Here is a 13,792-nt window from a genome sequence, read left to right as displayed (position 1 = left end):
CGTCACTCCCGCGAGACTTTCACATCGTTGGGCGAGAAACCGGGATGGGTAATCGCGTTGCGCTGAGTCACTTCTTCGACTCGCGTGGCGTCGCCGAACTGCTTGTAGGCCACGACCACTGCCGGAAAGCTTTCCTGAAACGATTTGCTGACTTGCCGCACGCCAGAAGACGCCACCGCTTTGAGATGAGCCACCAGCGCTTCCTTTACATCGTTGATGGCCTGGAAGTGCGCAGGTCCGGCTTTCGCCAGCATCGGGTCGATGGCTGCAGTCACCGCCGTGCGCAGCGCTTGCATGTCATCGCTGACGGGGACTTCCTGACGACTCACCGGCGACGTCGACTGTTGAGCCAGCGACGGTGTCGACGCCAGTTTCACCGGCGTGGTCGCCACTGGCATCGACGCGACCCACTGCGCGACTTTGACCAGCATCGTGTCTTGCACCAGATCGGCCATCGCCTGCGCTGCGGCATTGGTGTCCTTGCCGGTAGTGATCTTCGGCGCATCGGCCTTGCGAATCGCTTCGAGTTGCTGCGACACGTCGGCGATCACGCCCCGGTAGCCTTCCTTGGCGAACGCCTTCAGCTCCTTGATATCGCCGAGCAAACCCTTGAATTCCGCCGCCACTTCCTTGGGCAACTCCTTCACGGCCTTGACCAGTTCAGTGATCTGCCGGTACTGCTCGATCAAAGGTTTCAGTTGCTCCTTGATCACTTCATATACGCCGGTAAGGCTGTTGCGCAGGTTGGTGATGCCGATCCGCGCGGCCTTGATCAGCGTCATCGCCTGTTCGAAACGCGCCACCGCCGAACCCAGCAGCCCGTCGGCCTTGGCCAGCAGCACTTTCTGCGTGCTGACCGTGGCGGTCGGAAACGGCAGGGGTTGGTCGGGATAGAACTTCAAGGCGAACGTCACCAGCCCACCGTCCTGGCGGGTGTGAGTCATGTCGCATTCGCCGACCTTGACCTGCAGGCGTCCAAGCCACGGATGCACCAGTTCGCCACGGCCCTGCTCCAGCGCCTTGAGCAGCTTGTCGCGCTGCTCAAGGCAATCGGGGCCGATGATGAACGCGGTCAGATCGTGAGTCTTGGCCTGCTGGCCGAGGTCCTCGAAAAACGGCAGGTCGCGTTGCGGGTATTCATGCAACTGCCCTTTGCGACCGACCGGGGTTTTCGCCTGGTCGATCCAGAAACCGACACCGCGAAAGGATGCCGGCAATAAACGGTCACGCCAGTTCATTGGGAACCTCCCATCGACAGCGAGCGATAGCCGATGCGTGAAGACACGGCCAGGCCCGGTTGATTGGTTTGCGGTTGTTCGGTACGCAGGCCTGCCGGTGCATTTTCGAAGCGCACGGTCAGGCCGCCTTCAAGTTGCGTACGGTTGTTGGCGGCGCTTTGCTGGATCAGCGCGCTGGAGGTGTGTGGCAACGAACCGCTTTGCAGCGTGCCGTTGCCGGCAGTCGCTGCGCTCGCGCCGAAGAACGCCGGTGCGAGCTCACCCTTGCCTTCGGCATTGGTCTCGCGTTGCGCTTGGGTCAGCGTTTCAACCTTGCCGGTGACCTTGGCGATCAGTCCGGCGAAGCCACCGTCGAACAACTCCTTGATCGGCGCAATGACGGTTTGCAGCTTTTGCCACAACTCGCCGAACCACTCGGTGATCGGCCCCCAACTCTCGATGATCTGATCCAGCGGTTTCCATTCGAACAGGCTGTGCAGAAAATCCACGACCGGCGCGGAAAGCGCCAACACGACGCCCCAGATCGCCGAAAAGACCTCACCGATCGGCTGCCAATACTGAGTAATCTGCTCCAGCGGCGACCACTCGAACAGGCTGGTGAAAAAGCCTCTGACCCGCTGCACAGACGTTTGCAGCGCCATCCAGATCGGTTCGAAGAACCCGACAATCCCACCCCAGGCGCTGGTGAGCATTTGCATCGGGAAAAAATCGAACAGTGCCCGCAAAGTATCCCGGGTGCTTTGCACAGCCGATTGCAGCGTCGTCAATATCGGCTGGAAATACGCAACAATGCCTCCCCAGGCGCTGGTGATCATCTGCATTGGCGAGAAGTCGAACAGCGACACGAGGAGTTCTTTAGCCGGTAGCGCGACTTCTCGCAGGCCGCTGAACATCGGTTCGAAGAACGCGACAACACCACCCCACGCATCGGTAAGCATCTGCATCGGCGAGAAATCGAACAGGTTTCTAAGAAATGCCATCACCGGCACACTCAAGGCCTTGAGCAATTCCCAGATCGCCGAGAACAGGCCGGTCAGCGGCCCCCAGTTTTCAATGATCATCCCCGCAGGCGACCACGAGAAAACCGACTTGAAGAAGTCGATCACTGGCGCCGTCACGGCCATCACCTTGTCCCAGACTCCGGAGAAAAATGCCGTGACCGGTTCCCACAGCGCAGCCAGTGCCGCCAGCGGTCGCCAGTCGAGTACCGAGCGCAACGTCGCCATCGCACTCGCCCCGATGTTTTTCACGCCCTCCCACATCCCTGTGAAGAACGCGCTGATCGGCGTCCAGTTGGCCACGATCAAACCGGCCGCCACGGCAATGCCCATGGCGATCAGCATGATCGGGTTGGTCTTGAGCACCATGCTCATGACGTCCATCACCTGCGTCATACCGGTGACCGCGGTTTGCATAGCGGAGAAGGCAATTGCCCCCGCCGCCAGGCCTTCAACCAGTTTCGGGTTGTCGGCGAGCAGGCTGCCGACCTGCGTCAGCATCGGTTCCAGCCCGACCACCAAGGCCCCCACCGCCGGCACCAGCGCGGCGTCCACCGCCGCCGAAACCTTTTGCATCGACGCGCTGAACACGTTCATGTTCTGTGTCGCTGCTGTCGGCGCGGCGGGCAGGTCGACGGTTTTCGCCGTGTCGCTGACTTCGCTCAATTTGCCCTGGAACGCTGCGGCCGATTTGATGCCGTCTACAAACGGCGTGATCACGCTGCCGCCGTTGAACAGACCACTGATGTCCAGCTTGCCGAGGCCGGTCTGCTCGAGATTGTTTTTAAAACTCTCAACCTTCATGCGCAGGGCGCCCAGTTTGGGCGAGAGTTCATCGATGCCGGTGATCAGCACCGGTTTCGGGGTTTTCTTCTCTTCGTCTGCCATCACTGCACCTGCTGCATCGCATTGATCCGTTGCGCGTGCTCCAGCGATTCGCGGAGCACATCCAGTGGCCTGGCCATCATCTGTTCGGGGTCAACCTTCCAGAACCAGGCCAGGTCATAGGCGACGGCGATCAGGTCGGTGATGGCGCCGACGCCGCACTCATGAAAAAACTCGCGACGGCCCAGCTCAGCGCATTGAGGTCAGCCAGATCCAACTGGTTGACCGACGACGGCGGAATGCCGGCGCACACGGCGATGTATTTGGCCGCCACGTCCATGTCCAGGCTGACTTCTTCACTCTTGTCGATCTTGTACGGCAGTGCCTTGATCGCTCGCACTTCCTGCACCGTCGGGCGGCGCAGAACGAGTTCGGTCAGAGGCTCGCCGTGGGCTTCGATTGCTACTTGAAGCTTCACGGCGCCGCTCATTGCCAAGTCCCCTTGATGCCTTCGAATTTCAGTTCGATGGTAGCGTCGTCGCCCTTGGAAACTGGCTCCTCGACCAGATAGGCGCCGGCCAGCACGTAGACTTTGCCGTTGCTGAATTCGCAGGTGACGGTGATATCAGTGCCTTCGATCAGCTTCTTCAGCGGGAAGTCGGCGGTGTGCAGCGCGGTCACTTTGAACGACGGTGCGATGTCGGTTTCCTTGTAGAAACCGGGCACGACGGTTTCACGTTTGACGGCCATCAGCGGGGCTTCGCAGCCGCCATTGATGGTCAGTTGTGCGCCGTCGACCTTGACGTAGCAGGTGCCTGCAATCAGTTGACCCATGGTGTTTCTCCCTTCAAATAAAAAGCCCACGCGAGGTGGGCTGAATGCTTAGCGCCGACTGCGCGGATCAGGCCGCGTCGTCGTACTGCAGACGGAACTGGTTGAGCAGTGCGAACACGCGCAGGCCGTTGATGTAATCCGGCGGGAACAGCACGTTCACGCGGCTCGGGTCCTGCACGTCGCGCTCGACGATCAGGTGCTCGGCGAACAGCTCGGCGTTCTCCACATGGCCTTCCAGCTCTAGCTTGGCGTACTGCGCAATCAGCTCGCCGCGAATGGTCGCAGGCGTGACGATCGGCTGACCGGCGCCGAAACGGGTACCGTCGGAGGCCAGTTTGTGGCGTCCGTATTTGCTGGTGATCACGCTTTGCAGACGACGCACGATGAACGCCGACTGGTGCATGGTTTCGCTGTCCAGATAGGAGTTGTCGGCCTGGCCGTAGGCGTTCTTCTGGTAGGTGGTGATCGAGCGCTGGATGCGCACGTAACCGCCTTCGTAGTACGCGGTGGCGATGCCGTAGTTGAGCAGCGACTGACGCTCGGTCAGGGTGAAACGCTCGCTCGCCGGCGCCGGGTCGACGCCCGGCAGGCTGCCGCTTTGGGTCGGACGGCTGGCATCGGCGGAGATGAACACCGCCGTGCGTGCAGCCAGCGCGGCGGCCTGTACCCAAAACGGTTGCGGTACGCCCGGTTCCAGCGCCTGGATGGTCATGTGCTGATCGTTGCGCGCCTGGCCTGCGGCAACCAGCGTACCGACGGTGCCGCGCTTGGCGCTGTAGACGTGACCAAACAATTGCTTGGCCCACGACCAGCGCCCGGTGCTGTCGTCCATGACCGCTTGCCAGGTGTTGAGAGTGGCCAGATCGGACCACGGCAAGGCGATGAATTCGAAAGGCTCATCGCCCAATGCTGCGACGGCAGCGATCTGATCCGGTACACCGGCGCCGCCGGCCATGGCGGTAATTGCGCTGGTCAGGCCGGCCGGAGTTTCTTCGCCGTTGCTCTTGCCCAGGCGATTGAATTGCAGACTGATGTCGTTGCCGCTGTCGCCGGTCCATTTGGCGGTCAGGGTGACCACGCCTTCGGCAGTGGCTGCGCTGACTGGCAGGTCGGCAGTGGCGTTGATTTTCTGCGCCAGTGCGGTTGCCGCTTGAGCGGCGGTGGCGCCGTTGACCACGGTGGCTTGCACACGCACGCCGCCGACATACAGGTTGAGCATGCCCGCCTGAGTTGCGGTGCCGGTCAGGGTCAACACACCTTTGGCGATAGCGCCTTCAGTGTTGTGCAGCGGCAGGCACCAGATCTCGCCGATCGGGTCGGCCTTGCGGAAAGTCTCGTACATCGAAGCGAGCATCGAGCCCTGGCCGCCGATGCTTTTTGCCAGCGCCACGCTGGAAACCAGCACCAGTTTGCCGACTTCAGTCGGGGTAATATTGTCGTTGACCTGCGCGACGATCAAACGGCGCATGGCCGAAGTCGCGCTGTTGGCGGCCGAGTTGTCCATTTCGGCATAGAACAGCGGCACACGAATGTCCGCCGGGATGTTACTGAATCCGATCGCCATTATTTGGCTCCCTGTGGTTTAGCCGCTTTTGCGGTTTTGAGTGTGATATCGCCGTCGGCCAGACGCCGGCGCCACCAGGCGCTGTCCAGCACTTCACGGCCTGCGGCCGGCAGCAAGTCGCCGGCCTCCGGGTCAGGTACGACACGGCCAGCGGCCGGCACTACGGTGATGCGGTTGCTCATGGGGTTACGTCTCCAGAGAAAGTCATTTCCACCCGGCCATCCGGACCCGGGCGTTGCAGATTGGGGTCGGCCGGATCGATCGCATCGACCCGCACCGTCATCCCGGTAAAGGACGACAAAGCGTCCAGTTCGCGCTCGTGCCAACTCTCCGCAGGCTGACTTGGCAGATTGCGGCCGAGCTGGAACTCGGCATAAAAGCGCAGCCGATAGAAGGCACGGCTGCTGTTGATCGAGACCATCTCGCCGCCGTCGTAAACGATGGCGCTGTAGTCGGCATCGGGCTTGAACCCCACCAGCGCGCGCCACAGTTCGGCGCGCAGGTCGTGCAACCCATCCAGCGCTTTTGTCGCGTCGGTAGCGTCAAGTACGAGGACGATTTCAAAGCGGTCGCGGATTGGTTGGGTGGTGAGGTTTTGGGTGGTGCCAGGACTGGCCAGATCGGCCAGCAGCAGAACGTGCGCCGAGGGTGTCGGTAGATCGGGGTTGCCTTGCAGCAACGCCAGATCGAGGCCCACCGAAATATGATTGGCAAGCCCAGGGCATTGCCCACGCAGTTGCGTGAGGATCGGGGTGATCTTCATGGGGGTGTTCCGAAGTAAGAGAAATTACAGTGAACGCCGCAATCCCTGTGGGAGCGAGCCTGCTCGCGAAAGCGGTCGATCAGTCACATCGATACTGAAGCTGACGTCCCTTTCGCGAGCAGGCTCGCTCGCATAGGGCTATGCGTAAAGAGTTAAGGCTGGTCGCGCGGCGGTACTTCGCAGACGCCGATACGCTTGGCCGCCCAGCGTTCGTAAAGGCCTATGGCGACATCAGCGCCGGCCATCGCCGTCAGGCAGCCAAACGCGCCAGCGGCCCAGATCGACATGCCGGCGGCGTACAGCAGCATGATTGCCGACACCCCGCAGATCATGCAGGCGCCGGAACGCAGAGCCAGACGCCGCACCAGTGACCAGCCGCGGGCGCCCTCCTTGTCGGCGCGCCACATTTCGCCGGACACCCCGCCAACGACGGCCAGGAGGATGACCAGCCAGATCGGCATGTCCGCCAACGCTTGTTGCTCGTTTGTCATGTCACGCCTCCGTGGGTGATTGATGAGTGATGGGCTGGGTTCAACGGTTTCTCTTGAGGCAGGCATTCCAAAAAGCCCGGCGCTTGCACACCGGGCTTTTCAGTAATGCGCTCCTTCGCCTTCCTTCAAATCCTGTGTTCGAGAAGGAAGCTGACTTTTCGGCGCTACTGGCGCGGTACGAGTCCATTCAGATTGTTTTTCCGACCGCGGTCCCTGCCCGCCGGATAACTGCTTCTGGTGCTTTACGCTGCACACCCGGGTCAGTTGCCAACCCTCTGAACCGTTGAGGCCGGTTCATCGCTGCCTGTTCTTGTGGAACTAAAGAGCTTGTCTTGCCAGCCGCTTTGTCGAGCGGCTTGGTGGCAAGAATATGCATGGATGCATATACAGTCAATGCGTAAATGCATTTATTTATGCATTAAATTTGCGCATATGCATGAAACCCAAGCGGGCCAAGGGGTGGGGAGATTTCTGCAGGCGTAAAAAAACCTGCCGAGGGGCAGGTTTCAGTTGAATCGAAAGGGGCTAGCGGGCGTACATGCCCCACCAGAAGACGTGACCAAGGATAACGATCTGCTCTTCCTGGATTTCCTGGAAGCTGTAGTCCTCGTCCGGATGCTCGTCGCGATTGAAGCTGCGCAGACGGATACCGGTGGGCAAACGATAGAGTTGCTTCACGCGCAGCTGGCCATTGTGATTGATCGCATACAGGTCGCCATCAATGATGTCGCCGATGCCGCACTTGCCGGCATTGACGCCGACGGTGGCGCCATCGCGCAGAACCGGCAACATGCTGTTGCCGCGTACTGTCACACACTTGGCCTGGTCGAACTGCACACCATTGTGGCGCAGGCTGCGCTTGCCGAAGCGCAGGCTTGAGCGCTCGCTCTCTTCGATGACGAATCTTCCTGATCCAGCAGCCAATTCAACCTCACGTAGAAAGGGCACCGACACCTCGTCGTCATCGACAGGGGTGTCGTCGTCCCACAGGCTTATATCCTTGAGTTCCGCATGCACGTCAGCGCGCGTGCCGGCCGCCGTTGGCGCGACATCCGCGCGCCCGCGCAACTGATCGGTGCTGACGTTGAAATATTCAGCGATCTTCGAGATGTGTTTATCCGAAGGATCGACAATCTTCCCGCTGAGAATCCGCGAGAGCGTTGATTGAGGCACGCCGGTGCGACGGTGGAGCTCCGTGGGGGAGATCCCGTGCTGGTCGAGCAGTGCTCTTAAGACGGAGGAAACGTTGCGTTTTTGCATAACGCGCATATTGCTTGAAGTTTTTCGCGAAGACAAATGCTGATTTGCATAGATCGTGCATAGATCAACTTTTCCCTGTCAATAAATGCTCACCCGACCGCAGCGCCTGCGTCGGGCAGACTGGCCATGGTAACCTTGCGCCCATCGCGGAAAAGCCCGGCCACTGCCCGCGCTTTGCCCTACATCTTTTAACGAGTTGCCCGACAATCCGATGAATAAAGCCGTCTCCGACCTGTCCTCCCACACTCCGATGATGCAGCAATACTGGCGCCTGAAGAATCAGCACCCAGACCAGCTGATGTTCTATCGCATGGGCGATTTCTACGAAATCTTCTACGAAGATGCGAAGAAAGCCGCCAAGTTGCTGGACATCACCCTGACCGCGCGCGGGCAGTCGGCGGGTCAGGCGATTCCGATGTGTGGGATTCCTTACCACGCGGCGGAAGGGTACCTGGCGAAACTGGTCAAGCTCGGCGAGTCGGTGGTGATATGTGAGCAGGTCGGTGACCCGGCCACCAGCAAAGGCCCGGTGGAGCGCCAGGTCGTACGGATCATCACGCCGGGGACAGTCAGTGACGAGGCGCTGCTGGATGAACGCCGCGATAACCTGATCGCAGCGGTATTGGGCGACGAGCGTCTATTCGGTCTGGCGGTGCTGGACATCACCAGCGGCAACTTCACCGTGCTCGAGATCAAAGGCTGGGAAAACCTGCTGGCGGAACTGGAGCGGGTCAACCCGGTGGAATTGCTGATTCCGGATGACTGGCCAAAAGACCTGCCGGCGGAAAAACGCCGTGGCGTACGCCGTCGCGCGCCGTGGGATTTCGAGCGTGATTCGGCGCTGAAAAGTCTCTGCCAGCAGTTTTCCACCCAAGACCTGAAAGGCTTCGGCTGCGAAAACCTGACCCTGGCCATCGGCGCTGCCGGCTGCCTGCTGGCCTACGCCAAGGAAACCCAGCGCACCGCCCTGCCCCACTTGCGCAGCCTGCGTCACGAACGTCTCGATGACACCGTGGTGCTCGACGGCGCCAGCCGGCGCAATCTGGAACTCGACACCAATCTGGCCGGTGGCCGCGACAACACGCTGCAATCGGTGGTCGATCGCTGCCAGACCGCCATGGGCAGTCGCTTGCTCACTCGTTGGTTGAACCGACCGTTGCGCGATCTCACCGTGTTGCTGGCGCGTCAGACCTCGATCCGCTGCCTGCTCGACGGCTACCGCTTCGAAAAGCTGCAACCCCAGCTCAAGGAAATCGGCGATATCGAACGGATTCTGGCGCGTATCGGTCTGCGCAATGCGCGGCCGCGTGACCTTGCGCGTCTGCGTGATGCTCTCGGCGCACTGCCCGAACTGCAAGTGGCGATGACCGATCTGGAAGCGCCGCACCTGCAGCATCTGGCGGCCACCACCAGCACCTATCCGGAACTGGCCGCATTGCTGGAAAAAGCCATCATCGACAATCCGCCAGCGGTGATCCGTGACGGCGGCGTGCTGAAAACCGGTTACGACAGCGAACTCGACGAACTGCAATCACTGAGCGAAAACGCCGGCCAGTTCCTCATCGATCTCGAAGCCCGGGAGAAAGCCCGTACTGGTCTGGCCAACCTCAAAGTCGGCTACAACCGTATCCACGGCTACTTCATCGAACTGCCGAGCAAGCAGGCCGAATCGGCGCCGGCCGACTATATCCGCCGGCAGACGCTCAAAGGCGCCGAGCGCTTCATCACGCCCGAGCTGAAAGAATTCGAAGACAAGGCACTGTCGGCCAAGAGTCGCGCGCTGGCCCGGGAAAAAATGCTTTACGAAGCGCTGCTCGAAGACTTGATCAGCCAGTTACCACCATTGCAGGACACCGCCGGCGCCTTGGCCGAGCTGGATGTGCTGAGCAACCTTGCCGAGCGTGCGCTGAATCTCGACCTCAATTGCCCGCGTTTCGTCAGCGAGCCGTGCATGCGCATCACCCAGGGTCGTCACCCTGTGGTCGAGCAAGTGCTGACCACGCCGTTCGTGGCCAACGATCTGAGCCTGGACGACAATACGCGCATGCTGGTCATCACCGGCCCGAACATGGGCGGTAAATCCACTTACATGCGGCAAACCGCGTTGATCGTGTTGCTAGCGCATATTGGCAGTTTCGTGCCGGCCGCCAGTTGCGAGCTGTCGCTGGTCGACCGCATCTTCACCCGTATCGGCTCAAGCGATGATCTGGCCGGCGGTCGCTCGACCTTCATGGTCGAGATGAGCGAAACCGCCAACATCCTGCATAACGCGACCGAGCGCAGTCTGGTGCTGATGGACGAAGTCGGGCGCGGTACCAGCACCTTTGACGGTCTGTCGCTGGCGTGGGCGGCGGCCGAGCGCTTGGCCCATTTGCGCGCCTACACCCTGTTTGCTACGCACTATTTTGAGCTGACCGTGCTGCCGGAAGCCGAACCTCTTGTCGCTAACGTGCATCTCAATGCCACCGAGCACAACGAACGGATCGTGTTCCTGCACCATGTTCTGCCTGGGCCTGCCAGTCAGAGCTATGGCTTGGCAGTCGCACAACTGGCCGGCGTGCCGAGCGAGGTGATTCTGCGAGCGCGCGAGCATCTGAGTCGCCTGGAAGACACTGCCCTGCCCCACGAGGCGCCGAAACCGGCGGCCAAGGGCAAGCCGTCGACACCGCAGCAAAGCGACATGTTCGCCTCACTGCCACATCCGGTGCTGGACGAATTGGCGAAAGTGGATCTGGACGACATGACGCCACGTCGAGCGCTGGAAATGCTCTATGCACTGAAGAACCGGATATAAGCACTGAAGAAGCGGATATAACGCAATTCGCTTCAAGCTGTTAGAATCTCGCGCGGTTCGGGATGCTGCTGGCTCATAGCCTGGTCAGCAGGTATCGCTCCCGAACCTGGCGACCCCAACCGTGAAGGGGCAACGCTGCCGCCGCCTGAGGAGAAAATTAGAAATGACCTTCGTCGTCACCGACAACTGCATCAAGTGCAAGTACACCGACTGCGTAGAAGTCTGTCCGGTGGACTGCTTTTACGAAGGCCCGAACTTCCTGGTGATTCACCCGGACGAGTGCATCGACTGCGCGCTGTGTGAACCAGAATGCCCGGCTGTGGCGATCTTCTCGGAAGACGAGATCCCAAGCGGCATGGAAAACTTCATCGAGCTCAATGCCGAGCTGGCGGATATCTGGCCGAACATCACCGAGAAAAAAGAATCGCTGCCGGATGCCGAAGAGTGGGATGGCCAGCCGAACAAGATCAAACACCTCGAACGCTGATCTACCCCGCGCTCGACTGAAAGGCCCCTTGCGGGCCTTTTTGCTTTTGCAGATTCTGCTTTTCTGCAGACGAAAAAAGGGGCGGTATGACCCGCCCACATTTTTTCCCTATTCCCTGTATTCCTTTTCATCGTCCTGATGAATCGCCTCCTGCGATGTCCGTTCCCCCTCTTCCGTGAAGGGTGTGTCTGTCCGTCGACACAGTTGAGATATTAGAGAGTTTCTGGAGACGAGCAATTGGCCCTCGGCGTACGCGCGCTCTGTCACAAGGACATAACATTTACGAAATAATTAACAAAATCAGAAGGTTGCTCACTGAGAGTGAGCGCGATCGCCTTCCACCGAAGTGTAAAAATAACGAACACTTACGACACAGTAAGCAAAGGCTTACAGCGCGAGACTACAAATTCAGAAATTGACGACCGCTTGTCTGGTGGCTGCCGAAAGCCCGATTTGCCGCACGCGAAAAACAAAAAAGCCCCGACTGATCGAATCAGCCGGGGCTTTTGCGGGCGGAGGATAAGGCGCTTATTGAAACAGCGACTCGCTCGACAGGCCGTTCTTTTCAAGGATCTCGCGAAGGCGCTTGAGCCCTTCCACCTGAATCTGCCGTACCCGCTCGCGGGTCAGGCCGATCTCCAGGCCGACATCTTCCAGCGTGCTGCTTTCGTGACCACGCAGGCCGAAGCGGCGAATCACCACCTCGCGCTGCTTGTCGGTCAGCTCCGACAGCCATTGATCGATGCTCTGCGACAGATCATCGTCCTGCAGCAGTTCGCACGGATCGGTCGGACGATCGTCAGTGAGTGTGTCCAGCAGGGTTTTATCCGAATCCGGACCCAGCGAGACGTCGACCGAAGAAACCCTTTCGTTGAGGCCCAGCATGCGCTTGACCTCCCCCACCGGTTTCTCCAGCAGGTTGGCGATTTCTTCGGGTGAAGGTTCGTGGTCGAGTTTTTGCGTCAGCTCACGTGCGGCGCGCAGGTAGACGTTGAGCTCCTTGACCACATGTATCGGCAACCGGATGGTCCGGGTCTGATTCATGATCGCGCGCTCGATGGTCTGACGGATCCACCAGGTTGCGTAGGTCGAGAAGCGGAAGCCGCGCTCGGGATCGAACTTTTCCACCGCGCGGATCAGGCCGAGGTTGCCCTCTTCGATCAGATCCAGCAGCGACAGCCCCCGATTGACGTAACGCCGGGCGATCTTGACGACCAGCCGCAGGTTACTTTCGATCATGCGCTTGCGCCCGGCAGGATCGCCACTTTGCGACAAGCGCGCAAAATGAACTTCTTCTTCCGGGGAGAGCAGAGGGGAAAAGCCGATTTCGTTGAGATACAGCTGCGTGGCATCAAGTGCCCGAGTGTAGTCGATGTATTTATGTTGTTTGAGTGTGGCGGAGTGTCTGGATTTGGAACGAACGGAAGGTGGAGCAGCCCCTTCATCATTCAACATCGAATCCGAATCGATGCCGGTCTCCATAAGGAGAACCTCATCGTCGATGTCAAACTCCGGCACTTCTTTACTGAGAGCCATTGTTATAGTCCTTTGGTGAGTTCGACCCCAAGCTCAAGCGACGCCTTTATCCTTGGCAACGCTGGAGCCTGTCCCCTCTACGCGACGGAACAGGCTGGCCTTCAAATCAACGTCTTGGCAGGAACTGCAGCGGATCCACAGGTTTACCTTGGCGGCGAATCTCAAAATGCAGTTTCACCCGGTCTGTACCCGTTGACCCCATTTCGGCAATTGTCTGTCCGACCTTGACCTGCTGCCCCTCCCGAACCAACAGCCTGCGGTTATGTCCGTAAGCACTGACGTAGGTTTCGCTGTGTTTGATGATGACCAATTCGCCGTAGCCCCTTAAGCCACTCCCGGCGTATACGACCGTCCCATCAGACGCAGCTAAAACAGGCTGTCCCAAATCTCCGGCGATATCAATTCCTTTATTCAAACTACCGTTTGAAGAGAATTTTCCAATCAGAACGCCATTAGATGGCCATCCCCAGCCGGTCGGGGCCGGGCCTGCCGGAGGCAGTGGAGCGGGTGCAGGTTTGCTCGCGACGGACGGTACAACCCCTTTGGAACCGGTGGTTGTAGTGGTTGTGGTGCCATTCGCCTGGCGCCGGATTACTGTGGTTTTACTCGACGAAGAAGGTGAGGAACTGGAGTTGCTCACCACGGCTGTCGGCGTTGAACCGCTGCGCCCGTCAAAGCGAATTGTCTGACCCGGATGGATCGTATACGGCGTAGGAATATTGTTCCGGGCGGCGAGGGTTTTGTAGTCCCAGCCGTAACGAAAGGCGATCGAAAACAAGGTATCGCCGGGACGGACTACATACTGCCCGGTGGTAACGGTAGGACGTTGCGCCACCGCATTGTTGCGATCAACAACGCGCACGTTGCTCGATTTGGTGCTGGAGCAACCGACCAGCAAGGTGCTCAAGACAAGGCCAGTCACCAGGCGCTGAAAGCTCGTGTTACCCATACGCTGCGCAATGACTGTGAGACTCACCCGCCGCTCCCTTTGTGGTGGCTGAA

General features: G+C 59.7%; 13 protein-coding genes. 2 read left to right on the top strand and 11 right to left on the bottom strand.

All coding sequences use genetic code 11. The features are described 5' to 3' along the window. Positions 1-2 precede the first annotated feature (2 nt). The 9 genes from AB9L16_RS05205 to AB9L16_RS05165 form a co-directional block, all read right to left on the bottom strand. Positions 3-1,238 carry a DNA circularization protein gene (locus AB9L16_RS05205; RefSeq protein WP_136492063.1) on the bottom strand — a complete coding sequence of 412 codons (1,236 nt, stop codon included), beginning with the start codon at positions 1,236-1,238 and terminating at the stop codon, positions 3-5. Then, positions 1,235-3,124 carry a phage tail protein gene (locus tag AB9L16_RS05200; protein WP_375123196.1) on the bottom strand — a complete coding sequence of 630 codons (1,890 nt, stop codon included), beginning with the start codon at positions 3,122-3,124 and terminating at the stop codon, positions 1,235-1,237. The genes AB9L16_RS05205 and AB9L16_RS05200 overlap by 4 nt, the downstream gene beginning before the upstream one ends. A gap of 130 nt (positions 3,125-3,254) precedes the next feature. Next, the gene (locus AB9L16_RS05195) at positions 3,255-3,551 is read right to left on the bottom strand and encodes a phage tail assembly protein (protein ID WP_007908778.1); all 297 of its coding nucleotides are present in this window, start codon (positions 3,549-3,551) and stop codon (positions 3,255-3,257) included. Next, positions 3,548-3,895 carry a phage tail tube protein gene (locus tag AB9L16_RS05190; RefSeq protein WP_007908779.1) on the bottom strand — a complete coding sequence of 116 codons (348 nt, stop codon included), beginning with the start codon at positions 3,893-3,895 and terminating at the stop codon, positions 3,548-3,550. The genes AB9L16_RS05195 and AB9L16_RS05190 overlap by 4 nt, the downstream gene beginning before the upstream one ends. 67 nt (positions 3,896-3,962) lie before the next feature. Beyond that, complete coding sequence (locus AB9L16_RS05185) at positions 3,963-5,459, bottom strand: phage tail sheath subtilisin-like domain-containing protein (RefSeq protein ID WP_375123195.1); 1,497 nt, start codon at positions 5,457-5,459, stop codon at positions 3,963-3,965. Then, a complete protein-coding gene (locus AB9L16_RS05180; protein WP_024011856.1) occupies positions 5,459-5,641 on the bottom strand; it encodes a DUF2635 domain-containing protein in 183 nt (60 codons plus the stop codon). Before AB9L16_RS05180 ends, AB9L16_RS05185 begins: the two co-directional genes overlap by 1 nt. After that, positions 5,638-6,222, bottom strand: coding sequence for a hypothetical protein (locus AB9L16_RS05175; protein WP_375123194.1), 585 nt, complete (start codon positions 6,220-6,222; stop codon positions 5,638-5,640). The genes AB9L16_RS05180 and AB9L16_RS05175 overlap by 4 nt, the downstream gene beginning before the upstream one ends. Positions 6,223-6,374: 152 nt before the next feature. Continuing rightward, positions 6,375-6,713, bottom strand: a complete 339-nt coding sequence (locus AB9L16_RS05170) for a phage holin family protein (protein WP_024011844.1) — start codon at positions 6,711-6,713, stop codon at positions 6,375-6,377. 525 nt (positions 6,714-7,238) lie between these two features. Beyond that, positions 7,239-7,982, bottom strand: coding sequence for an XRE family transcriptional regulator (locus AB9L16_RS05165; RefSeq protein ID WP_056783238.1), 744 nt, complete (start codon positions 7,980-7,982; stop codon positions 7,239-7,241). 202 nt (positions 7,983-8,184) lie between these two features. On the opposite strand from AB9L16_RS05165, the gene mutS reads away from it, so the two are divergent. Both mutS and fdxA read left to right on the top strand, forming a co-directional pair. Then, positions 8,185-10,767 carry a DNA mismatch repair protein MutS gene (gene mutS / locus AB9L16_RS05160; RefSeq protein WP_056783236.1) on the top strand — a complete coding sequence of 861 codons (2,583 nt, stop codon included), beginning with the start codon at positions 8,185-8,187 and terminating at the stop codon, positions 10,765-10,767. A gap of 163 nt (positions 10,768-10,930) precedes the next feature. Then, a complete protein-coding gene (gene fdxA / locus AB9L16_RS05155; protein ID WP_056783233.1) occupies positions 10,931-11,254 on the top strand; it encodes a ferredoxin FdxA in 324 nt (107 codons plus the stop codon). A 528-nt stretch (positions 11,255-11,782) separates the two neighbouring features. Here fdxA and rpoS read toward each other — a convergent pair. Continuing rightward, positions 11,783-12,790: an RNA polymerase sigma factor RpoS gene (rpoS, locus tag AB9L16_RS05150; RefSeq protein ID WP_016771451.1), complete on the bottom strand. Its 1,008-nt coding sequence runs from the start codon at positions 12,788-12,790 to the stop codon at positions 11,783-11,785. Positions 12,791-12,896: 106 nt separating this feature from the next. Beyond that, entirely contained in the window at positions 12,897-13,766 is an 870-nt protein-coding gene (locus AB9L16_RS05145; protein ID WP_041478115.1) for a peptidoglycan DD-metalloendopeptidase family protein, read from the bottom strand. Positions 13,767-13,792: the final 26 nt, after the last annotated feature.

It is taken from the genome of Pseudomonas sp. LW8 (assembly GCF_041956865.1).
GTDB classification, from domain to species: Bacteria; Pseudomonadota; Gammaproteobacteria; order Pseudomonadales; family Pseudomonadaceae; genus Aquipseudomonas; species Aquipseudomonas siliginis.
The sequence above is the reverse complement of the archived record's forward strand: the minus strand, read 5'-3'. Positions and strand labels throughout refer to the sequence as shown.

Coding starts and splice junctions, on each gene's coding strand:
- AB9L16_RS05205 (WP_136492063.1), bottom strand. CDS start 1,238: ATGAACTGGCGTGACCGTTTATTGCCGGCATCCTTTCGCGGTGTCGGT.
- AB9L16_RS05200 (WP_375123196.1), bottom strand. CDS start 3,124: ATGGCAGACGAAGAGAAGAAAACCCCGAAACCGGTGCTGATCACCGGC.
- AB9L16_RS05195 (WP_007908778.1), bottom strand. CDS start 3,551: ATGAGCGGCGCCGTGAAGCTTCAAGTAGCAATCGAAGCCCACGGCGAG.
- AB9L16_RS05190 (WP_007908779.1), bottom strand. CDS start 3,895: ATGGGTCAACTGATTGCAGGCACCTGCTACGTCAAGGTCGACGGCGCA.
- AB9L16_RS05185 (WP_375123195.1), bottom strand. CDS start 5,459: ATGGCGATCGGATTCAGTAACATCCCGGCGGACATTCGTGTGCCGCTG.
- AB9L16_RS05180 (WP_024011856.1), bottom strand. CDS start 5,641: ATGAGCAACCGCATCACCGTAGTGCCGGCCGCTGGCCGTGTCGTACCT.
- AB9L16_RS05175 (WP_375123194.1), bottom strand. CDS start 6,222: ATGAAGATCACCCCGATCCTCACGCAACTGCGTGGGCAATGCCCTGGG.
- AB9L16_RS05170 (WP_024011844.1), bottom strand. CDS start 6,713: ATGACAAACGAGCAACAAGCGTTGGCGGACATGCCGATCTGGCTGGTC.
- AB9L16_RS05165 (WP_056783238.1), bottom strand. CDS start 7,982: ATGCGCGTTATGCAAAAACGCAACGTTTCCTCCGTCTTAAGAGCACTG.
- mutS (WP_056783236.1), top strand. CDS start 8,185: ATGAATAAAGCCGTCTCCGACCTGTCCTCCCACACTCCGATGATGCAG.
- fdxA (WP_056783233.1), top strand. CDS start 10,931: ATGACCTTCGTCGTCACCGACAACTGCATCAAGTGCAAGTACACCGAC.
- rpoS (WP_016771451.1), bottom strand. CDS start 12,790: ATGGCTCTCAGTAAAGAAGTGCCGGAGTTTGACATCGACGATGAGGTT.